General features: G+C 47.4%; 17 protein-coding genes and 1 tRNA gene. 6 read left to right on the top strand and 12 right to left on the bottom strand.

The genetic code is table 11. From position 1 onward, the window contains the following. The first annotated feature begins 35 nt into the window (after positions 1-35). Together AC6I4B_RS21220 and AC6I4B_RS21215 are read left to right on the top strand one after the other, a co-directional pair. Positions 36-998 carry a carbamate kinase family protein gene (locus AC6I4B_RS21220; protein WP_497767971.1) on the top strand — a complete coding sequence of 321 codons (963 nt, stop codon included), beginning with the start codon at positions 36-38 and terminating at the stop codon, positions 996-998. Continuing rightward, on the top strand, positions 998-2377 hold the full coding sequence (locus tag AC6I4B_RS21215; RefSeq protein WP_497767969.1) for an amidohydrolase family protein: 1380 nt from the start codon (positions 998-1000) through the stop codon (positions 2375-2377). Before AC6I4B_RS21220 ends, AC6I4B_RS21215 begins: the two co-directional genes overlap by 1 nt. Positions 2378-2447: 70 nt before the next feature. Here the strand turns inward: AC6I4B_RS21215 and AC6I4B_RS21210 are convergent, their stop codons facing one another. Beyond that, positions 2448-3839, bottom strand: coding sequence for a sensor domain-containing diguanylate cyclase (locus AC6I4B_RS21210; protein WP_497767968.1), 1392 nt, complete (start codon positions 3837-3839; stop codon positions 2448-2450). A gap of 495 nt (positions 3840-4334) precedes the next feature. On the opposite strand from AC6I4B_RS21210, the gene AC6I4B_RS21205 reads away from it, so the two are divergent. Beyond that, positions 4335-5249, top strand: a complete 915-nt coding sequence (locus AC6I4B_RS21205; protein WP_497767966.1) for a LysR family transcriptional regulator — start codon at positions 4335-4337, stop codon at positions 5247-5249. Positions 5250-5297: 48 nt separating this feature from the next. Here AC6I4B_RS21205 and AC6I4B_RS21200 read toward each other — a convergent pair whose 3' ends face one another. Continuing rightward, on the bottom strand, positions 5298-6644 hold the full coding sequence (locus AC6I4B_RS21200) for a class-II fumarase/aspartase family protein (protein ID WP_497767965.1): 1347 nt from the start codon (positions 6642-6644) through the stop codon (positions 5298-5300). Between the two features lie 175 nt (positions 6645-6819). On the opposite strand from AC6I4B_RS21200, the gene dcuC reads away from it, so the two are divergent. Both dcuC and AC6I4B_RS21190 read left to right on the top strand, forming a co-directional pair. Next, positions 6820-8292: a C4-dicarboxylate transporter DcuC gene (gene dcuC, locus AC6I4B_RS21195; RefSeq protein WP_497767963.1), complete on the top strand. Its 1473-nt coding sequence runs from the start codon at positions 6820-6822 to the stop codon at positions 8290-8292. Positions 8293-8930: 638 nt separating this feature from the next. After that, positions 8931-10073 (top strand): Fic family protein, encoded by a 1143-nt coding sequence (locus tag AC6I4B_RS21190; RefSeq protein ID WP_497767962.1) that lies wholly within the window; start codon positions 8931-8933, stop codon positions 10071-10073. A gap of 121 nt (positions 10074-10194) precedes the next feature. Here the strand turns inward: AC6I4B_RS21190 and gapS6b are convergent, their stop codons facing one another. The 9 genes from gapS6b to aspA form a co-directional block, all read right to left on the bottom strand. Then, positions 10195-13515, bottom strand: a complete 3321-nt coding sequence (gene gapS6b / locus AC6I4B_RS21185) for a GapS6b family protein (RefSeq protein ID WP_497767960.1) — start codon at positions 13513-13515, stop codon at positions 10195-10197. 17 nt (positions 13516-13532) lie between these two features. Next, entirely contained in the window at positions 13533-13859 is a 327-nt protein-coding gene (gene gapS6a / locus AC6I4B_RS21180; protein WP_497767959.1) for a GapS6a family protein, read from the bottom strand. A 56-nt stretch (positions 13860-13915) separates the two neighbouring features. After that, positions 13916-14683 (bottom strand): tyrosine-type recombinase/integrase, encoded by a 768-nt coding sequence (locus AC6I4B_RS21175; protein WP_497767957.1) that lies wholly within the window; start codon positions 14681-14683, stop codon positions 13916-13918. 163 nt (positions 14684-14846) lie between these two features. Beyond that, a tRNA-Phe gene (locus AC6I4B_RS21170) sits at positions 14847-14922 on the bottom strand. 169 nt (positions 14923-15091) lie between these two features. Further along, the gene (locus AC6I4B_RS21165; RefSeq protein WP_497767955.1) at positions 15092-15667 is read right to left on the bottom strand and encodes a transcriptional regulator; all 576 of its coding nucleotides are present in this window, start codon (positions 15665-15667) and stop codon (positions 15092-15094) included. A 45-nt stretch (positions 15668-15712) separates the two neighbouring features. Then, positions 15713-17392: a protein-disulfide reductase DsbD gene (locus AC6I4B_RS21160; RefSeq protein ID WP_497767954.1), complete on the bottom strand. Its 1680-nt coding sequence runs from the start codon at positions 17390-17392 to the stop codon at positions 15713-15715. Next, positions 17368-17691, bottom strand: coding sequence for a divalent cation tolerance protein CutA (cutA, locus tag AC6I4B_RS21155; RefSeq protein WP_497767952.1), 324 nt, complete (start codon positions 17689-17691; stop codon positions 17368-17370). Before cutA ends, AC6I4B_RS21160 begins: the two co-directional genes overlap by 25 nt. A 112-nt stretch (positions 17692-17803) precedes the next feature. Next, complete coding sequence (locus AC6I4B_RS21150; RefSeq protein WP_497767951.1) at positions 17804-19105, bottom strand: anaerobic C4-dicarboxylate transporter; 1302 nt, start codon at positions 19103-19105, stop codon at positions 17804-17806. Positions 19106-19216: 111 nt separating this feature from the next. Further along, positions 19217-20653, bottom strand: a complete 1437-nt coding sequence (gene aspA, locus AC6I4B_RS21145) for an aspartate ammonia-lyase (protein WP_497767949.1) — start codon at positions 20651-20653, stop codon at positions 19217-19219. 327 nt (positions 20654-20980) lie between these two features. On the opposite strand from aspA, the gene AC6I4B_RS21140 reads away from it, so the two are divergent. Beyond that, positions 20981-21457, top strand: coding sequence for an FxsA family protein (locus tag AC6I4B_RS21140; protein ID WP_497767948.1), 477 nt, complete (start codon positions 20981-20983; stop codon positions 21455-21457). 433 nt (positions 21458-21890) lie between these two features. On the opposite strand, the gene yjeH is transcribed toward AC6I4B_RS21140, so the two are convergent. Next, positions 21891-23135, bottom strand: a complete 1245-nt coding sequence (gene yjeH / locus AC6I4B_RS21135; RefSeq protein ID WP_497767947.1) for an L-methionine/branched-chain amino acid transporter — start codon at positions 23133-23135, stop codon at positions 21891-21893. Positions 23136-23373: the final 238 nt, after the last annotated feature.

Below are 23373 nucleotides of genomic sequence, written 5' to 3'. Positions count from 1 at the left end.
TAACCTCATCACCTCCTGTACCGGATACCAACGCGATGAAAGAACTTGTGGTCGTTGCCATTGGTGGCAATAGCATTATTAAAGACAACGCCAGCCAGTCGATTGAACATCAGACGGAGGCGGTAAAAGCCGTGGCGGAAACGGTGCTGGAAATGCTGGCATCGGACTACGATATTGTGCTGACTCACGGCAATGGGCCGCAGGTCGGGCTGGATTTACGGCGGGCGGAGATTGCCCATGAACGCGAAGGGCTGCCGCTAACGCCGCTGGCAAACTGCGTGGCTGACACTCAGGGTGGCATCGGTTATCTGATCCAACAGGCATTAAATAACCGGCTGGCGAAGTATGGCCAGAAAAAAGCAGTCACCGTGGTGACGCAGGTGGAAGTGGATAAAAACGACCCCGGTTTTGCCCATCCCAGTAAACCTATCGGCGCTTTTTTCAGCGCCGCCGAGCGTGATGAACTGCAACGGCTAAACCCTGGCTGGCGCTTTGTTGAAGACTCCGGGCGCGGTTATCGCCGCGTGGTAGCCTCGCCGGAACCGCAGCGTATTGTGGAAGCGGAGGCGATTAAAGCGTTGACGCAGCAAGGCTTTGTGGTGATTGGCGCAGGCGGTGGCGGCATTCCGGTGGTGCGCAGCGAGCAGGGCGATTATCAGAGTGTGGATGCGGTTATCGATAAAGACCTCTCCACCGCGCTGCTGGCGCGTGAGATTCACGCCGACATTTTGGTTATCACCACTGGCGTTGAAAAAGTTTGTATCCACTTTGGCAAACCACAACAGCAGGCGCTGGACTGCGTTGATATCCCGACGATGACGCGTTACATGCAGGAAGGGCACTTCCCGCCGGGCAGTATGCTGCCAAAAATTGTCGCCAGCCTGGCGTTTCTGCAACACGGCGGCAAACGGGTGATTATCACTACCCCGGAATGCTTATCCGCCGCGCTGCGGGGGGAAACAGGCACTCATATCATCCATTCAGAAAGGAAAGCGTGATGAAGGAAAACAAAAGCCGCCGTGAGTTTCTCAGCCAGAGCGGCAAAATCGCGACCGCTGCCGCGCTGTTTGGCGCAGCCGCGCCGGTCGCGTATGCTGCTTCCGGGACGCAAACCTGCGAAGCGAAAGGGGCTATGACCATTAACGACACCCATTATTACCTCGATAACGTGCTGCTTGAAGCGGGCTTTGACTACGACGGTGCGGTGGTCGTGCATACCCGTACGGCGCTGCAAACCGTAGAGATAGCCAATGGCAAAATTGTCGCCCTGCGTGATAATAAGAGCCACCCGGATGCGACTCTGCCGCACTACGATGCGGGCGGTAAACTGATGCTGCCAGCCACGCGCGATATGCATATCCACCTGGATAAAACTTTTTACGGTGGCCCGTGGCGCTCGCTCAATCGCCCTGCGGGAACCACCATCCAGGATATGATTCGGCTAGAGCAGAAGATGTTGCCGGAACTGCAACCGTATACCCAGGAACGCGCCGAAAAACTGATTGACCTGTTGCAGTCGAAAGGGACGACCACGGCGCGTAGCCACTGCAATATTGAGCCGGTTTCTGGACTGAAAAACCTCGAAAACTTGCAGGCGGTGCTGGCGCGCCGCAAGCCAGGTTTCGACTGTGAAATCGTCGCCTTCCCACAGCATGGTCTGCTGTTATCGAAATCTGAACCGCTGATGCGTGAAGCGATGCAGGCCGGAGCGCACTATGTTGGCGGGCTTGACCCTACCAACGTTGATGGGGCGATGGAAAAATCGCTCGATACCATGTTCCAGATAGCGCTGGACTACAACAAAGGCGTGGATATTCACCTGCATGAAACCAGCCCAGCGGGCGTGGCTGCGGTGAATTATATGGTTGAGACGGTGGAGAAAACGCCCGCGCTGAAGGGCAAACTGACCATCAGCCATGCTTTTGCGCTGGCGACGCTCAATGAACAGCAGGTGGATGAGATAGCAACAAGGATGGTGGCGCAGCAAATTTCTATTGCCTCGACGGTACCGATTGGCACGCTGCATATGCCACTAAAACAGCTACATGATAAGGGCGTGGTGGTGATGACGGGGACTGACAGCGTTATCGACCACTGGTCGCCGTACGGCCTCGGCGACATGCTGGAGAAAGCCAATCTGTATGCACAGCTTTATATCCGCCCTAACGAGCAAAATCTCTCGCGCTCGTTATTCCTCGCGACGGGCAATGTCCTACCGCTGAACGGCAAAGGTGAGCGGGTTTGGCCGAAAGCGCAGGATGACGCCAGTTTTGTGCTGGTGGACGCCTCGTGCTCTGCACAAGCGGTCGCACGTATTTCGCCGCGCAGCGCCACGTTCCATAAAGGCAAGCTGGTGTGGGGAAGCGTGGCTATCTAAGCCCCGAAAAATAATAAAGGCTCCTCGGCGTTTGCATGAGGAGCCTTTCTGTTATGGGCCAGCGTGTGGGTTAGTTCGAGCTTCCCATCACCTGATTCTTGCCCGCGTGTTTGGCTTTATACAGCAGCATATCGGCGGTTTTCAGGATATGTTCGGCGGTGTCGCCAGGCTGCCAGATAGTGATACCGGCGCTGAATGTCACCCGCATCGGGCTTTCGCGCCAGGTTCTGTGGCTGACGATTTTGCGCCATGTCTCCACTAACTGGAAATGTTCCTCATAATCATTGCCGGGGAACAGAACCACCAACTCTTCACCGCCAAAACGGTAGAGGTGATAGTCATCGCCCATCACCTGGCTACCGGCTTTACTGACAAATTTCAGCACGCCATCTCCAGCATCATGACCAAAGGTATCGTTGATGACTTTGAAGTTATCAATATCAATAATGGTAAATGAGAACGGATCGTTCATTTCTATCAGCGCGGCAAGATCTTCATTCAGTTTTTTACGGTTATAGACCTGCGTTAAGGCGTCGGTTTCTGAATCATGCTTGACTGTCTGGAGTTCAGTATTATTGTCTTTGATGTTTTTATACAGCACTTCAAAATTAGGTTTGGTTTCATCGACATTAATACCTTTGACTTCCATCAAAAATACGGAAAGCATTTGACCAAGATACAGTCTGAACAGAACAACAAAGGTGAGGTACAGGCTTAGACAAATAAAGAGAACGATAATAAAGCTTTGAAGGAAACTATTTATTTCACTCTCAACGTCGCTTTTTTTCACATAAGAGATAGCAACCCAGTCTGGGTTATTGAATTTTTTGTAGAACACATAGGTTTCGGTGGCTTCATCGTAGAAGTTTTCGTTGTTATTCTCGATTTCTTTCAGCCATGAGTCAGGGATTTGGCGGGTTAAAATTTCACTTTTATTGTTGCTTAAGAGCACGAGGCCATCATGCGATACGATGCGAAACCGCCCGGCATACGGTGCATTGATGTTTTCCAGCATCGAAGACATCGCGTTTAAATCAAGGTCAAAGGCGATATTGCCGATAATCTCCAGCTCTTCGCTCAGGATGCCCATGCTGACGGTAACGGCTTTTTTATCCTTTTTATTTTTCTCGTTAGTGACGTAAGGTGTAGAGAAAATGACATTATTTTTCTCTGTTTCCTTCGGATACCACGGGCGAGTTAAGACGTTGTAGCCTTCTGGTCTGACTCTAAACGGATAGGTAACTGATTTACCAGATGCGTCTGAGATAGTGATATTGCGGAACGCCGGAGTGGAATTGACAATGGTGTTGGCGATTCTTTCCAGCTCTTGGTTCTCGCCGTTGAGATAGGCGTTGAGATTTTCCTTATTAACGTTTTTTAAGATCGGCAGGAACAACATCGCAATATTATCTCTGGAATATTCAATGCTGTTAGTCGATTCATTCTCGGTGAAGCGAACCATTGTTTTAACAAACGAATTTTCAATATACTTATTGGTGTATGCATATGTAAATACACATATTAATAAGAATGGGAGAAGTATTGCTGAAAAGGCAATAATGGTTATTCTGTTGGTGTTGTAGCGTTTCATTATTCAATTTCTTTCCATAGAAATATTGGAAAGAACAAAAGCGACCAAAAAAAGCAAAAATTAAGCGGTGTGGGTATGATAGGTATAGATTGGTTGATCTATGTCAAAAATGTACAGCCGCCTCTGGTTAGGTGTTAGAAGGGTTAACAGCGGGATTTATCAGAGCCTGAAGAGTGAAAGCACCCAGTGGCGGGATGGACGCATTGCTGAAAATCTCAACGCGCTTATGCATCTCTGGTAGACTCTCACATAATGGTGAAGTCAGGTATGACGTAAATAGAGATGATGAGTATTACGACTTTATCCAGCCAGGCTTATGAACCGTGGCCGGGATTCGACAAATGCTCTGCGCTGTAGGAATAATGCATGAAAAAAAATTTATCGGTTCGCTGGGCATCGTTCAGGGACTTTGAAATTATTAAGGCATTGATAGAGAAGGGGTCTGCTACCCAGGCGGCAGAGCATCTGGGGATCAGTCAACCGGCTGTCAGTAAAGCGATTGCCAGTGTTGAAGAGAAATCTGGGAAAGTCCTGTTCATCAGGGAGAAAGGGCGCATTACGCCGACCAAGGAAGCGCTCTTTTTCTATGAAGAGATATTAAATATTTTCTCCTCATTGCAAAGAATTGATGAGAATAACTGGACACATCATGCAGCTCAAACCATTAGAGTGATCACCACGCCGACCATTGCATATTCTTTTCTTGCGCCACTAACTGCGCGTTATCTCAAAGAAAAAAATGGCGTGAAGGTAAGTTTTTCTGTCGTAAACTCGGTGGATATGCTTAATGAAATTAGAGAAGGGCGAGCAGACATTGCTCTGGGTAATGCCGATATAAATAACCGAGTTTCAGAGCTGTCAGTGCATCCTATCATAAAGGCGAAAATTGTTTGTCTGATGCATAAAAATAATGAGCTGGCCAAAAAAGAAAGTCTTAAGCTGGAAGATTTCAATTACAGAAATGTGATTATGTATACGCCGAGAAATATTCTTTCCTCGAAGATTAAGAAGGCATTTTCAGCAGCAGGGATAGAGACACAAGTGGTTGCTGAAGTTTCTGATTCTCTTATTGCGATGAGTTTTGTGAGTGAAAACCTTGGGCTGTGCCTGACGCCAGATTTTCCTCTAAAGAAATACATTCCAGAGCATGTTATCGTTAAAGATATAGATATCGACATTTATGATGAAATGATGTTTTTCTCATTGATGAATGGTGTTAATCCTTACTGCATGGATTATATCGAATTTATTACGGCGCAGGCTAAAGAGTTTAGAGCCTGACTTACCGGGAATAATAAAGCTCGATAATATTATCGAGCTTTATAGCGATTAATGTTTATACTTTTCCAGCACATAATCTACGCATCTGACTGCCTCTCCAATATAGCTGGTTTCATCGAGGAGTTTGTCGATATCGACAGATATATTAAGATTGTCTTTATTCAGCTGATGGCGAATGCAGTCGGAGAATGGTAATTTATTTTCAACAGACGACATTGCCGCTTCATAAAGTATATGGTGGGCCTCTGAACGACCGGTAGTCTGAGCTAGCGCCATCATAATTGATTCAGAAAGAATAAGCCCTTTGGTCAGGCGAATATTTTCCAGCATTTTCTCTGGGTAAATATTTACACCTGAAATCAGGTTCAGCAAATTCTCGCTAATGGATACCGAGATAATTGCAGCCTCCGGGAGGGTGACATCCATCACGTTACTTTCAGCTGCATCCCCTTCATTCATTCTAATCATCGAAAGCAGAGCAGCGGGAACGCGTATACGCATTAGCTGAGCAAGCCCAACCAGGTTTTGAGCATTCTGTGGGTTCCTCTTTTGGGCCATTGTTGAGCTACCCACTTTACCGTGGTGGAAGCTTTCCTCCAGTTCTGCAATTTCAGTGCGTTGCAGGAAAATAAACTCTTCCGCCACTTTTTCTGCGAAGGCCGCTAACTGACCAAGAACAGAAACATAATGCGCAATGGTGTCATAAGATGTTCTTACCGGTACGGGATTAGAGGCCAGTCCGAGTAAATTAGCCATCCCTTCCTGCACTTCTCGGCCTTTCCCTTCCATTGCCGAAAATGTGCCGACTGCGCCGCCCATGCTGACCATAAACGCCTCTTTTGCCGCATCGGAAAGTCTGTTTTCAATACGATGTAGTTCGGCATACCAGCCTGCAACTTTAAAGCCAAATGTAATGGGGAGTGCGTGCTGGCCATGAGTTCGTCCGGCCTGGACATACTCTTTTGAGTCCGATGCCAGCGCCTTAAGTGACGCCAATGTCTTATTAAGAAAGTCAGAAATCATGCGATGGCTAGCACGAAGCTGTAATACTGCACCCGTATCGAAAATATTCTGCGTCGTGGCTCCCCAATGAATATATTTCGCGGCCTCTTTACCGCAGATACGCTCAAACTCTTTAAGGACGGGAACGAAGGGATGGCAAGTCTGCCGTATCCCATTCTTGATAGCTTCAATATCGAGGGATTCTACGTTCGCTGACCGTGAAATACAGTCCGCGCTATCCTGCGGGATCATATCCAGTTTTGCCTGCGCCTGAGCCAGTGCGGCTTCAACGTCAAGCCATGACTGTATCGTTGCAGTATCTGACCACAGCGCTTTAGCATCGGCATTAAACCAGTGTCCGGTGATGCACGATTCAAACATACCTGTACTCATTGATAGTTCCTCATTGGTTATAGCTTCATTTCTTTAATGATATACACAAAATAGAAAGTGAAAATGTGGTTTTTGGCTATTTATTACTCTTTTTTTATTTTTTGATTAGCTTCACATGTTTTTTAGGTTATGAGTGTATAGCTTAAAGGAAATGCAAACTATCCAGGTGCTGATCATGCAAAATGCTATGTTGAAAAAGGCCAGAGTAGCGTTCGTTATTGTTCTGGGGTTAATTGCCTTAATGGGGGTAAAATGGACCTTTGGGGACAAGGCATTTGTATTGCTGACTTCTTTTTTAGTTATCGTGATGGTGAGTGCTGGTATTGCCAAAAAATACTATGCCCAGGCGGTGATTCTTTGTGGTGGGGTCGGCTTACTCATTATTACCGCATTGTTTTTTCCTGAGGTTGTGATTACTAAAGCTTCATCGGGATCAAAAATCTTAGATATTTTTATCGAAATAAAAAATCTGTTTTCTGACAGCATTGCGAAGCTTGGCCTGATAATTATGGTCATCGCCGGTTTCTCTCGATATATGAATGATATTGGTGCATCACAAAAACTAGTTGAAATTTGTATAATTCCACTGAAGAAAATAAATGCCAAATATGTACTTTTGGGATTTTGTTATATCTTGATGCAAATTCTGGCATTGTTTATTTCAAGCCCTTCAGGGTTAGCGTTATTGATGCTAACAACGCTGTATCCAGTACTGCGTTCTATTGGATGTTCTAAAGGCGCAGTGGCTTCGGTTATTGCTTCCGGTATCTGTATTGACTATGGGCCATCGGCTTCAGGAAGTGTCTTGATTTCAGAAATTACTGGCTACGACCTTTTCTCCTTCTTTGTAGATAAACAGATACCGATCGTTGCTATTCTGTTTGTTGTTATTGGTGTGTCTCATATGGTTATGCAGGCATATTGGGATAAAAGAGAAGGTGAGCGTTGCGGAGATGAACAGCAAACTGAGCAGGTTATAACCTCTGATTCACAGATTCCTGGATATTATGCATTGTTACCGGTAGTGCCGATGATTATTTTGTTTACCTTCTCCAGCCTGGTCGAGGGATATTTCCCAGAGTATCTGAGATTTAGGATTGATGTCGTCTCTGCTATTATTTTGTCGTTCTTTATTGCATTTATTTTAGATTCTTTCAGAACATTCGATTTGAAGAAATCAACGGATAAAGTACTTGGACTCTTTGATCAAATGGGCCAGTCGTTTATCTCGGTGGTTTCGATTCTACTATGCGCCCAGGTACTGGTCGCAGGAATAATTAAAATAGGTTTTATTGATACTCTATTTAGTTTTATTCCGAGCGAGGGGCATTATGCGATACTGATGGTTGTACTTTTTAGTGTGCTGATTTTCTTCGGTTCGGTAATTATGGGGACGGCTACCGTATTTAACGCTTTTGCACCGTTGAGTGCAGAGGTGGCACGCGGGGCAGGGATCTCAGTCTTCAAAATGCTGGTACCTTTACATTTTGCAGCGAGTCTGGGGCGAAGTTTCTCACCAATTTCTGGTGTTATTCTGGCTGTTTCGGGATTTATCGGTGTGACACCTTTTGAAATTATTAAACGTAACTGCGTTCAATTAGCTATTGCCTATGTACTTATGATGGGGCTTTCCATATCACTGCTTTAATCGTCAGTAAAATAATATCGACGTGCGCCACAATACTAGATCTTCTCGTAGCTATGTAAACCAGGCGGTGTGATGGATAAGGGAACAAAGCGGAATGGATAGTACTTTTTGGTATTTTTAGGCCAGATGGCAACCGAGCCCAGAAAGCAAAAAACCAGCCCGTAGGCTGGTTTTTCTAAATAGTGGTGCCGGACTCGGAATCATATCGGCGATTAATATGCTGTTTATTATTGTTTTTGTTGAAGAAACAACCAAACAGAGCCCCCACTAAAGCCCCCATAAAAAATCGCTTTGTTTTTGTGATGGTTATCACGAAAAAGGCGTTTGGCGAATAGGGGCCTGGTTATGTGTGGAGTCAGGTCCACACATAACGGTCTGGGGTCCACATATAGCGGATGGAACTCCACACATAACGATTCAAGGTCCACACATAGCGGCGCTAAAAAATCCACACTGCACTATGCAATCAAAGCCCGTCCCCCACCGCGTTGAACATCTTTCAAACTTACATTTGATATGTCGGAACAATGGTTTTTGAGATATTCAGAAATGGTGATATTTCTAATTTATAGATTCTATTAGTATTTTTGCTATACTTTTGAGATATCGTCATGCACCAGTTGAGATAACTAAACATCATGGCTCGATTTAATCACTTTGAACTCTCACTTCTGAACCCGAGCTTTGACTCCCCATTAGTCGATGCGCTGACAGAACTGGAGTTACTCCGGCATCTGCGGCTGGAAACCGATGTCCACCCTATTCTGTTTGCACAGTTGAAGGCCGTTTTCCACATGCTGGAGAGTCTTGGCTCTGCAAGAATTGAGGGAAACCACACCACGCTTGCCGACTATGTAGAAAGCAAGGTTGAAGGAACGCAGAGTTCGACGGACCAGCTTAAAGAAATCAACAATATTGAAGCCGCGATGGAGTACATCGACAAATATCTGAGCAATGGCGACGACATAACGGAATATTTTATCCGCGAGTTGCATAGCCTGGCGGTTGCCGGGCTACAACAGGAAGGGGATAAAACGCCCGGCGCATACCGGCAACATAACGTCAGCATCGCGCAGTCTGACCATTTACCGCCGGATCATATCCGCGTTGCTGATTATATGGCAGAACTGACCGCTTTTATTAACCGAGCCGACAAGCCAAAGTATGATCTGATGAAGATTGCGCTGGTGCATCACCGCTTTGGCTGGATACATCCCTTTGGCAACGGTAATGGCCGTACGGTCAGGCTGTTGACCTATGCGTTACTTATCAAATATGGTTTTAATGTTCAGGCGGGTGGCAGGGTACTTAACCCGACAGCGGTATTCTGTAACGCTCGTGAACGTTATTATTCCATGCTTTCGTTAGCCGATAAGGGAACGGAACAGGGACTTGAGGAATGGTGCTTATATGTCCTTTCGGGGATCTCCGCTGAGCTGAAGAAAGTCGATCAACTGACAAACCACGCTTTCCTTAGCGAAAAGATCCTGTATCCGGCTATAGATTTTTCCTCGGAGAGAGGGCTGATAAACCCGCTGGAATCGAAGGTTCTGAAACGTGCCGTTGAGCTGGGGACGATAAAAGCGGGCGATCTACGTGCCGTTTTACCTGACCTGAAGCCGACGCAGGTGACCTATCAGCTTGGTAAGCTGATTGAACGAGGACTGCTCCAGCCAGTAGAAGAAGGGGCGCGTACCTATACGGCGAAGTTTTCTAACTCGTATCTGATTCGTGGGGTGATTAAGGTTCTGCGGGAGGAAGGGTTTATTCCTGATTTGTGATGTTGGGAATATATAAGTAAATTATTAATGGTTTTCCTATAACTACATTTTGTGAGATATAGCAGCTAGTAATATAGCTGCTATATCTCTGGTCTCATTTATTATATAAATTAATTTTTTATTAGGTTCTACAGTTACCTATAGCTGAGGCGTTTTCGAGTGATTCTGTTGTAGTGTCGGCATTATTCACCAGTAGATTCATATAATTGATATCAAGAAAATGACCCTGTGAAAATAAACGGAATATTGAAAAAATAAATGAAACAAATTCTTGAGGATACATATGGTCCTCAAGAATAGACTTAGTAAATGCTACTAATCGTTCTTCTGCGGTACGTCCATCAGAGGCATTAATGATACATTGGCAACAAGTATTGAATAATACAATTATAGCATTGTCCAGGGATAAGGGTCTTCTTCCCTTATTATGATTGATATAAACTAAAAATAATGGTAAAGAAATAGCATGGGTAAAAAATGAACATAAACTGTTAAAGTTATTAAATGGGTTAGAGTGCATCTGAAATATTTTGGTTACTAAAGCGACATTTTTTTCATCATCTGAATTTGCCAATGCAATACAATCCTTGCAGCTTATATGCATAGGAAGGTAAGTTTCTACATGGTATTGGAAATTGTTTAATTTAATAGATTGCGGTAGATGCTCCAGGAGATGGGATGTGAACAGTATCGCATTTACTAATTTTATTTCAGAATCTAAAGATTTTATCAAGGCACTAAAGGTGGCATCAATAATAAAATATGGCGTTTTTGTGAACAGAACATATTTAATAGTAGAATAGACTGATGTGTCTAAAAACTCTTTTACATTGAATAATGTATCTGGCGTATTATTTACCGGAACTGAGTGAATTTCGCAGTAACTAAGTAAGTTATTCAGAGCTTCGCGAATGGATGCTGTTGAGCTTTGAATGTTTTCTGCGGTTATCCTAAAAATATGATCATCACGCACACCGATAGATAGGTAAGAAGGATCTTCAACTTCAGCTAACCAATTATCAATACAAGCTTTAGTCTCATTTGTAATTACTAGTTTGTATTTGCTTTTGCATAATGTTATGTCTGCACGAGTTAAAGCGAAATAAACGATGCCATGAATATCTGTAATGAATTTTTCTGGATGCTCTACTTCCCCTTCAGGGAAAGATAAAGATTTATTGACTATCTGAGAGGTTAGTAGCTGCAAAATAGATTTTACAGGCTTTCCTTTTTCAAGTTCATTAGCTTTAAGATATAAAGGTACATTCTCACAGTTGATAATATGTTCTTCTCTTGATGGAAGATCATATTGAGAAAATTCTTCTTTTATCTTTTTAAACAATAATTCTGGATCTGAAGGAACTTCAATTCGTTTAATCGGGAAGTTAATATCTGGTTTTTCAGAAGTAATATTTAGTGCATACCTGAATATAACATGATAAGGATTTAGTTCTTCGATTATTTTTATTCTATCCATGACATAAACAGCTTCCTCACCTATCGCTAAATTAGCAAGGAGATCCCCGTATTCAGTGTGAACAGACAATAGGGCTCCCTGTTCTTGGTCAGGCATTATATCAACAATAACCTTTTCTTCTTCCTCTCCATTACGGCTTAATTTTATAGCCCTGATTATATTATTTGGATATTGTGTGTTTATTTCGCTAGCTTTTTTATTTTTATGACCGTTTAAAGAAGAGAAATATATCTTTAAAAAAATAGGGGCAAATTCTTTAGGTGAGTTGATAAATTGTTCGGCAACGATTTTTTCTGAAAAATGGGGGTCTATTTTTTCTGAGATAAGTCCTAATAATGACAAAACATGAGCATCAAAAGATAAGAAAACGGTTTTCGGTATTCTGTCAAGAATAGTAATGGTTGTAGCTGGAGCAATTTTTAAAGTACAGCGGATCAATAGAATCCAAGGGTATGAGTTATTATTATTTTTCTTAATGGCTTCTTCCAGCGCTATTATTGCCTGAGACCAATTGTCATATGCAATATATATTCTGGCTTGAAAGGTCCATATGTAGTGATCCCATAATGTTTTATCTAATATATTTAGATATTCTGTCAGTGTAGTTAGTTTTTCTGCACGAATAAGTGATTCAAAATAGGCTATAACTAAACGTGACGGCCATAAATTTTCAGGTAAACGGGGTTCGAGAAGATCACAACACTCTTTAGCAAGATCCAGCCAGAGTAGATCATCGCATAAATTAACTAATCCATTACCGGAAAGAGAACTTTTATCTTTATGTGCTAATGGAATGAAAATAGCAAGATCTTCTTTGATTCTTTTTCTATTAATGTGGTCATTACTGTTATTTAGTAATAACTTAGCTTTCAGCAATATGAGTTGATAGTTAAAAGGAAAATTTTTAATATGGTCATCTTGCTTTAAATTAGTATTCAGAATAAGCTTTTTTATATTCTCCTTAATATACGATCCTTTTGCTGCGGCCTCTAGTAATACAATCAGGCAGCCTGATGTTAACTCATTATCTTCTTTAATGTCCCGTAAAGTGAGAGGTGTTGTTTCATTAATAGAGAATATCAGATCCACAAAGTCAGTAACAGATGGGCTAATGGCTGATATTTTATCTTTATATTTAATTATTGTTTGAATAAGTTGATAATGATTTGCTTTAACCAACATAACTAAATTACTTAAAGAGTAAATCAACCATTTATTGTCTGGGTATGTTTCTGAGAATGAGAGCGTATCATCAATACAATTGATTATTTTGTTATAGACGTCTTTATCCAGAGATAGTAAATCTATATTATGATATTTTTCTGTAAGTTCCAGTACGGTAATATAATTAAGAAGGATCGAATTTGTAGGTGTTGGTGCTTTTTTAACTAAGAGTGTTGCAAAATTTTTTGCTGATGCTTGATTCTTTACTCGGCTGATACCTATAGATATTGCATAAAGTTCATCCGCACCAATTAGAGGTCGGTTCCGGTTCCAGAACTCGTTGATTTCGTCTTCATTTGCAAGGCACTGAAGATAAAACATGAGTGAATATTTTTTCTTTGGTGATTGTGAATATATAGCTATCGCATTTTCATTATTATTATCTTTGAACTCTATAAGCATAATAACGGAAAACACAATATCTCTTAGTTTGTCCGATAAATCATCTTCTCTGGTAAGTGAATACAGTTCATTAAAATCAGAAGGTAAAGTATTTTCTGATGCAAGAATTGCTGTATTTAATGCATCTACAAACTGTTTTGCGACAGGTGTGGCAGGTAATTTTTTTATAGTGTCTATAACAGTCTTTGCTGAGGCAATATTATTATCACGGATCATTCTGAAAATATCTTCTGCGATAGGGTATAGATTTTCAGGATTAAGATCTGGTGGGTATATAAATTTATTGCCAAGGACAATGTCACCAGAACCGTGATGTGAAGGGTGAAATTCGTTATTCATTTCTGATGACCTTACTCTTAGCTATTAATGATTTTATCACCATGCACAATATCACCATTACCATGATGTGTACTGATATGGGTGATGGTTCGTGGCGCTGTTTTAATTTCCATTAATAGTTTTAGAAACTCAGGATCGTTATCAATCCGAGTTTTTATGGCCTTTCCACTGAGATCATCGTTTATATCCAGTTGAGTGACTTTATCTGCCATTATCTGGGCAATATTATCGTCAATGATCCAGTTTTTGAGAGAATCTTTCAGCCAAGCCGCGCTAATCGTAGCTCCTACCTTTAATCCATCATAAAGTAACCCTGACAGAAAGGTACTTGTTAAAAAATCCATAATCGTTTCTCTATAGTTAAATCATATAGTTAACTATACCTGATGTGCGCGCTCGACTACCAGACTCTGACTGCATGAAAAGTGCGATTGAGAGGATTTATTGCCGCCATAAACCAATAGTTGTATCCTTCCCCTGCGCCTGCCGGAATAGACTTCGATACGCCCCAACATCTCCGGTATTTTCTCCAGTGGCAGGGCAGGGCAGGGCAGGGCAGGGCAGGGTAGTGGTTTTTCGGCGGCGGCGCGATGGCTCCGGTCAGATCGTTAGCCGGATTGCTGTCGATTAGCCCCTCCTGCACTGCATAGCGCATGATTGCCGTGGTGCGCTGCTGGATGCGGGCGGCGGTTTCCAGCGTGCCTTTTCTTTCTGCTACCCGCAGCGGGATTAGCAGATCGGCAGTTTTCAGGTCGGCGACGGGGAATTTGCCGATTAATGGGAAAACATGCAATTCCAGCGAGCGCAGGACTTTGGCAGCATGGGCCTCATTCCAGCGGGTATTACCCGCTACCCATTTACGGGCGATATCTTCAAAAGTGTTGCCGCTTTTACGGGCAAACTTCTCCTGCTGCTTTTTCACGCTGGGATCGTTGCCTGCGCTCAATACCGAGCGGGCTTCCTCGCGCATCTTACGTGCGTTTGCAAGTGTTACGGCAGGGTAAGCGCCAAACGCCAGCTTTTTCTCTTTACCGCCAAAACGGTACTTGAGTTGCCAGAGTTTAGAGCCGTTGGGTTTAATCAGCAGGTATAACCCCTGCGCATCGCTGAGCTTCCAGGATTTATCAAGCGGCTTTGCATTACGGATGGCGGTATCGGTGAGTGACATAGTGGGGGCTCCATAGTTTATCGAACCGACGGGCCCCCAATTAAGCCCCCAAAAACTATGGATGTCAAAAAATCTGGTAGTATCTATAGATACTCCAGGCTCTTTGTAACTAACTGATTTTTTAACGTTTCAGGACTCATAGAGACGTCATGAAACTAAATAGTGGTGCCCGGACTCGGAATCGAACCAAGGACACGGGGATTTTCAATCCCCTGCTCTACCGACTGAGCTATCCGGGCAACGAGGCGCATTAAACCGTAATCGCCTACGGCAGTCAACCAAATTTCAGGGAAAACCGTTCAACTGCTTAACTTTGCGGCGATTTGCACTTTTTTTGTCATATTTGCGCAAATCTTATCGCTACCGCGTTCATTACGCCCACACATTTGTGTGGGCGAGAGTGCTTGCTTAGGTCAGCGCGCCGCCCTGGCGACACTGGGCAAAGCGCAGGATATCTTCCGCCAGACGGTGTGCGGTATCGACATCAACCTGGCTGCGGTTAACCAGCATCCGGCTTAAACAGCCTTCCAGCACCAGCTCCATTTGCTTGGCAACCATCGCCGGATCATCCACTTCTAACTGCGTGAGCAGCTCATGGCTGAAGTGGAACGCCGCCTGTTTTTGCTGATTGGCAAGCTGATGAATCGGGTGCTCTGCGTCCGGGTAGAAGGTGCAGGCCGCAATAAACAGGCAGCCAGGATAGCGGTTATTACTGACGCATTCGGTTAATGCGGTGTAGCGCGCCAGCAGCTTTTGCTCTGGCGTCATTTCGTCGTTCAGCATCAGTTGGCGACGCCAGATTTCCACTTGTTGGCTAAGATAGCGCAGCGCGTCATACAGCAATGCTTCGCTATCGGGCCAGAAACGGCGTAGCTCGTCTAGCGGTCTGTCCACGCGGGCGGCGACCATTTCTAGCGTGGTGCTGGCGATCCCTTCTTGTTCAAGGAGCTGTAGGGCTTCCCCCAGTACGTCTTCGCGTTGCACGGTATTCTCCTCCGTTGCCGACGGTTTTCCGTCTAAAAGTGTTGTCTACGGTTGGCGATTGCGCAAATGTGCGCTGAACGCGGCGGCATCCATAAAGCCTGTCACCCGTGCGGCGGGCTGCTCGTTCCCTTCGGCATCGAAGAAGAGGATCGTAGGCAGCCCCAGAACCTGTAAATGCTTGAGCAGTGCGGCGTCCTGCGCACTGTTGGCGGTGACATCCGCTTGTAATAGCACCGTGTTTTTCAGCGTTTGCTGTACGGATTCGGCGCTAAACGTGTATTTCTCAAACTCTTTGCAGGCCACGCACCAGTCGGCGTACAAATCCAGCATTACCGGTTTGCCGCGAGCATTCGCCAGCGCTTGGTTCAGCGTTTCGACGCTGGTGATGCGGGTGAAATTCAGGTGCTGAGGCGCTTGCGCGACGGTAGTGCCAAAAGCCCAGTCCTGTAGTGGCCGTACGCTGATAAGCGCTGCCGCCAGCAGCACAATTTGCCCGATGCGCTGCCAGGGCTTTTTCAGCCCCAGGCTGGTGATAAATGCCCAACCGAAGAACGCCACGCCCAACATCGACCACAGCCGTAATCCCCACGTGTCGCCGATGATACGCTCCAGCAAGAACACCGGCAGGGCGAGGATAACAAAGCCAAAGGCCGTTTTAACGTGCGCCATCCACGGCCCGCTTTTCGGCAGCAGACGGTTGCCAAACACGGTGACCAGAATCAGCGGCAAGCCCATGCCGAGCGCGTACAAATACAGCGTGCCGCCGCCCAGCCACAGGTTACCGCTTTGGGCGATGTACAGCAGAATGGCGCTGAGCGGAGCGGTGGTGCATGGCGAGCAGATAAGCCCGGCAATCGCGCCCATTGCCAATACGCCGCCCGCTGAGCCGCCCTGTTGACGGTTGCTCATTAAGGTCAGGCGAGTTTGTAACGACGACGGCAGTTGGAGCGAAAAAAGACCAAACATCGAGAGCGCCAGCAGAATAAACACCGCCGATAGCCCAATGAGCACGTACGGATGCTGGAGCGCCGCCTGGAACTGCATTCCGGCTGCCGCGACAACCAGCCCCAGTGCGGTGTAGGTCAGCGCCATACCTTGCACGTAGATAAAGGCCAGCAGCAGCGCGCGAGCGGTAGAAAGCCGCTGTTTACCGCCGAGCACAATGCCGGATATCAGCGGGTACATCGGCAGTACACAAGGGGTAAAGGCGATACCAATGCCTATCAGCAAAGCCCACAGCGCACTGAAAGGAAGGTCTGCGTGCTCCCCTGCGGCGAGCGGAGGCGTTTGCACCTGAGCCGCGACGGTGTTCAACGGCACGGTTTTGGTTTCCGGCGGGTAGCAGAAGCCCGCGTCGGCGCAGCCCTGGTAGGTTACCGTTAGCGTCGCGCCAGGCGAGGCTTGCGTGAGCGCTACCGGCACGGTCAGGTGCTGGCGATAAATTTCGCTTTTGCCGTAAAACTCATCGTTATGCCACTCGCCGCTCGGTAACTGCAACGGCGCGATGCTGGCGTTCGCGGGATGCACGGTTATCTGTTTGCGATACAGATAGTAGCCGTCTTTGACCTGCCAACTAAGGTTTACATCATGCTGGTTTTGCTGAAAATCAAAGATAAACGCTTGATCAGCGGGAACAAAATTAGAGCGGCCGGGTGCGTCAAATAACCCGGCAAAGGCCGACGTGCTGCATAGCAGCAGGATCAGCGTAAGGATGCGTTGAGCCATGAGAGATAATCAACATCTACGTGAGTAACGGGTAACACTAACAATTCAGGCGTTTGATACGGGTGATGAGACTTCAGACAGTCCAGTAGCGCCTGTTGGTGGGAGAGATTGGTTTTAAACACCATCTGCACTTCGTACTCCTGTTCGAGTTTCCCCTCCCAGTAGTACAGCGAAGTCGCGCCGGGTAAAAGCGTGGCGCAGGCGGCGAGTTTTTCTGCCAGCACCTTGGCCGCCAGATCTTGGGCGGTGGCTTCATCCGGAGCAGTACAGAGAACCACAACAGTGTCGGGAGTGCTCATTGTAAACCTCGTATCGATGAAAAGAGGCACTATAGCATGACGGTTACGGAGGGTTGAGAGAATCGGGCCGCAGAGCGACCCGACTTTTAACTATTTTACATGCGAGCGCGGGTCACAGCATAAAGCCGCCGAAGATAAACCCGAGGATGACGCACAGAGTAATGGCGATAACGCCGGGGATCAGGAAGGCATGGTTAAACACATATTTGCCGATGCGGGTTGAGCCGGTGTCGTCCATTTCAACCGCCGCCAGCAGCGTTGGATAGGTTGGCAGGACGAACAGCGCAGAAACTGCTGCAAACGAGGCAATCGCCGTGAGCGGTGAAACGCCGAGCATCAGCGCGGCAGGCATTAACGCTTTTGTCGTTGCCGCCTGGGAGTAAAGCAGTGTGGCGGCAAAGAACAGCACCACCGCTAGCAGCCACGGGTAGCTGTTGAGCAGATCACCGGCGATAGCCTGGATGTCGGCAATGTGGGCTTTTACGAAGGTATCGCCCAGCCAGGCGACGCCCAGCACGCATACGCAGGCGCTCATACCGGACTTAAACGTGCTGGCGTTGAGGATTTCACCGGTGTCGATTTTGCAGGTGACGCAAATCAAGGTGGCGATAGTCAGCATAAACACGACGATGGCTTCGTTACGCGGCAGAATCGGGTTTTGAATCAGCCCTACGGTGTCGCTGATTGCGGTCGCGTAGAACATGACTGCCACAATCCCGAGCAGGAAAAACAGCACCGAGCGTTTGGCATGAGGTTTTAACTCAAACACCTGGCTGCCGCGCAGGCTCACTTCACCTTTTGCCAGGCGCTCTTGATACACCGGGTCGTCTTTGAGTTCACAGCCGAGGAAGTTACATACTACAGCGGTTAACAGAACGGCAATCAGCGTCACGGGAATGCATATTGCGAGCAGCGTGAGGTAGCTGACGCCTAGCGGTTCGAGTATCCCGGCGAAAAACACCACTGCCGCTGAAATCGGCGAGGCGGTGATGGCAATTTGTGAGGCGACCACGGCAATAGAAAGCGGGCGAGAAGGGCGAATGCCTTGCTCTTTAGCCACTTCGGTGATGACTGGCAATGTTGAAAATGCGGTGTGCCCTGTGCCAGCCAACACGGTCATAAACCAGGTGACGAGCGGAGCCAGAAAGGTGATGTATTTAGGGTGTCGCCGTAGCATTCGTTCGGCAAGGCTGACCAGATAATCCATCCCGCCTGCGACTTGCATGGCAGCAATCGCCGCGATAACCGCCATGATGATTTCAATAACGTCGAACGGAATCGCGCCGGGTTTTATCTGGAATATTAACGTTAACACCAGCACGCCTAAGCCACCGGCAAAGCCGATGCCGATGCCGCCGAGCCTCGCCCCCAGATAGATGGCAAGAAGCACAATGACCAGTTCTGCTCCAAACATTTTAGCCTTCCTTGTTTAACAGGTTGATGTTTATTTGTTGTATTTTTGTGAATTATAGAAATAAAAAAGGCATGTCATCATGACATGCCTCAATGGCGTTAGTCTGACAGACTATTGTTCGCTTTCATCGGTATAACGCTTCGCTTTGTACGCTGGGTGCATCAGGTTTTGCGGGGAGAAAATGTCATCCAACTCCGCTTCCGTTAACAGACCTCGCTCCAGTACCACTTCACGCACGCTCTTACCGGTTTCGGCACAGATTTTACCGACGATATCGCCGTTGTGGTGGCCGATGAACGGGTTCAGGTAGGTGACGATACCGATAGAGTTGTAGACGTAGCTTTCACACACTTCTTTGTTGGCGGTGATGCCGTCGATGCATTTTTCCAGCAGGTTGTAGCATGCGTTGGTCAGGATGTGAATAGACTCAAACAGCGCCTGGCCGATAACCGGTTCCATCACGTTTAACTGCAACTGACCGGCTTCTGATGCCATCGTCACGGTAGTGTCGTTGCCGATGACTTTGAAGCACACCTGGTTGACGACTTCTGGCACTACAGGGTTCACTTTGGCTGGCATGATAGATGAACCGGCCTGCAATTCTGGCAGGTTGATTTCATTCAGACCCGCGCGTGGGCCGGAGGAGAGCAGGCGGAGGTCGTTACAGATCTTCGACATCTTCACAGCCAGACGTTTCAGCGAGCTGTGAACCATGACGTAAGCGCCGCAGTCAGAAGTTGCTTCAATCAGGTCTTCCGCCGGAACAACCGCCAGGTTGCTGACTTCTGCCAGTTTCTGCACCGCCAGCTGTTGGTAGCCGTCTGGCGTGTTCAGGCGCGTACCGATAGCGGTGGCGCCGAGGTTCACTTCCAGCAGCAGCTCCGCTGTGCGCAGCAGGTTTTTAGTCTCTTCATTCAACAGCACGTTGAAGGCATGGAATTCCTGTCCGAGGGTCATCGGTACTGCGTCCTGAAGCTGGGTACGGCCCATTTTCAGAATGTCCTGGAATTCGGTGGCTTTGCGCTGGAAGCCTTCACCCAGTTGATGGATGGCATCAACCAGTTTGACGATAGAGGTGTATACCGCGATGCGGAAGCCGGTTGGATAGGCATCGTTGGTAGACTGGCACTTGTTCACGTGGTCGTTCGGGTTCAGGTACTGGTATTCGCCTTTTTGATGGCCCATCAGTTCCAGACCGATGTTTGCCAATACCTCGTTGGTGTTCATGTTGACAGATGTCCCCGCGCCGCCCTGATAGACGTCAACCGGGAATTGATCCATGCATTTGCCGTTATTCAGGACTTCATCACATGCTGCAATGATGGCATTTGCGACGCCTTTGGGAATCGTTTGTAGTTCTTTGTTCGCCAGGGCCGCTGCTTTTTTTACCATAACCATCCCACGAACAAACTCTGGGATATCGCTGATTTTACTGTTACTGATGTAAAAGTTTTCAATCGCTCTCAGAGTATGGACGCCGTAATAAGCGTCGGCAGGAACTTCCCTTGTACCCAACAGATCTTCTTCGATACGAATGTTGTTTAGCATGTGAACCTTCTTTTTGCGAGCTGCCAATGATTTCACCAAATACGCAGGATTTTTGTGGTCATGCGCTTTTCTGACCGCAGATTATTTCTTTAGTCGGCCCGGTGTCCGTGATCATATGCTGATGATAGCGGATTGCCGTAATTTGGATCACTTATTATCAGGCGAAGTGCGTAAGAATTATCGATTTGTGAAACAAATCACCGCTTGACTATCATTGACAAAAATATAGCTAGCTCTGATTGAAAAAGAATAATTCACCACCATTTAATGAAAATGCGGTGGCGCGTGAGCCATTGCGAATGCGTTATTTAATGACAGGAGAGGCCAGTGCGCTGGATACCGTTAATTGCCATATTTCTCTATGTTTACATTGAGATATCCATTTTTATCCAGGTCGCCCATGTCTTTGGCGTCCTGTTGACGTTAGTGCTGGTTATTTTCACTTCGATAATTGGTATGTCGCTGGTGCGTAACCAGGGCTTTAAGAATTTTGTGCTGATGCAACAGAAAATGCAGGCGGGTGAAAGCCCTGCGGCAGAGATGATTAAAAGCGTATCGCTGATCCTCGCTGGCTTGTTACTGCTGTTGCCTGGTTTCTTTACGGACTTCCTGGGGCTGCTGGTGTTGCTGCCGCCAGTGCAAAAACGCCTGACGCTGAAACTGATGCCGCACCTGCACTTTGGCCGTATGCCTGGCGGTGGTTTTGCCGGAGGCGAGAGCGGCGGGCAGACCTTTGACGGTGAATATCAGCGTAAAGACGACCGTCCAGGGCAGATTGACCATAAAGATGACGACCGTCCGTAATGGCGTTGACTGAATAACACCATGCGAAAAAAGCCGGATATCTATCCGTAATGCTTGCCAGTTAAGCGCCACATTCCGTTCACCAGATGTTTTGTAGAACATGACGCCTCTGTTCCTGTGAACGGGCCAAGGGGGACTGCCGAGTCCCCCTTGACAATCCCCTCGGCCCCGCAGGGAAATCGGTGCTTCGCACTACGCTCGCCTGCGAACTCCAGCCTGCGGCCCGGCGAAACTCGACATCCTGTCTCGGTTCGCCTCATCCCGCCATCCCTGGCGGTCTGACCTTGTCTTCCTTTCTCCGGCTCGCCGATTTCCATCGGGGACTCATCGGTTTCAGCAACACAGGCTATTCATTCAAAGACAGCAACTAGCAGCGATACTAAAAGTAGAAATCCCCTTAACTGACCAGCATTAGATACCTATCCGGCTTTTTTTATGCCGCAGCCACGCGCCGTGTGGGCATTAATAACCACAGCCCCGCCAGCATTACGATAGCGTACACGCTTTTCCAGCCCACCATCGCCAGCAACAGCAGGCACAGCACACCGCCTACGGCGGAGAGCACCCGATAACGACCGCTCAACAGCTTGCAGCCCGCCAGCATACACAGCAGATAAATCATGATGAAAATACCGTTGGCGTAGATGATCAGCGCATCGAGATTAATATTCAGCCAGTAGCTCGCGAGTGTGCTCACCATGCAACTGCCGATCACCACGCTGAGGGCGTTGCGCGGCACAAGGTTGGAGGAAAGGCGCGCCAAATAGCTGCCAGGCTGGTGCTGTGCTTGCGACCACACCAGACGGGCAAAACTTTGAATATAGATATTGAGGCTCGCGAAACAGGCCAGAAAGCCGACCACACTCGCGACCCACAGCGCTTTAACGCCAAACAGTTGTACCACAATAGTGGGCAGCGAGGCGGCTGCGCTGTTTGCCGTGCCGTAGGCATGGAAATGCAGCACCAGCGCAGTGCATGCCCAGTACACAACGCCTGCCAGCAGCAGGCCGATAATCAGGGCGCGCGGGAAATCCCGCTCTGGATGGCGGAACTCCGAAGCCATGTGCGCAAATGCTTCAAGGCCGACGAAGCACCAGAACATCACCGACAGTGCGGCAAACAATTGCGCGCTATCAATGGCGTTTAGTGCCGGGAATGGAATCGCCGTGAGGCTGATATCGCTATAACCCCAAATAGCCGCCAGCAGGGCGACAATCATCAGTGCAACCAGCGTTTGCAGGTTGGCGCTGGAGCTAGCGCCGCGCGAGCCAAGCCACCAGACAATCGCCAGCGTGGCCATTTCAGCCAACAGCAGTTGCCAGCCGTGCCAGCCAAACAGCGCCTGGGTAAAGCCAGAGGCGATATGCAGCGCGGCGGGTAGGCCGACCGGGATAACCGAGAGAAATAGCCAGCCAGTAACACGTGCGAGCCGAGGGCCAAATGCCATATCGACGAAGTGCGCGACGCCGCCTGCGCTAGGGAAATGCCGCCCCAGCAAGGCAAAAACGATAGCCACGGGAAAGACCAGCACAATCAATGCCGGCCAGGCCCATAGGCTGTTGTCCCCGGCAACCAGTGCTCCCAGCGCCGGAACGGCGAAAACGCCAGTCCCCAGTAGCGACGTTGATAACAACCCCACACCTTGAGCTAACCCTAGCTCTTGTTTTAGTCCTGTCATGACCCTCTTCCACGCTGCGGCAAAGAGCGTAATTTTACCATGGCACTGTGGCGCGGCGTCCCTCGTCATTGTGCTGTTGTAGGTCGATATTTCAGCGATTTATCGTGATTAAGCCCTTGAGCAAAATTTTTTTTAAGCTGCCCCCTTGAAGGCCAAAATAACTACCCCCATCTCTCTGGCACTAGCCGGAAAACCGTATTCGGCCCGGCGTCACCCATAACTGATAATGACTTTCTCA

The organism is Kluyvera fluvialis (assembly GCF_059725275.1).
The sequence above is the reverse complement of the archived record's forward strand: the minus strand, read 5'-3'. Positions and strand labels throughout refer to the sequence as shown.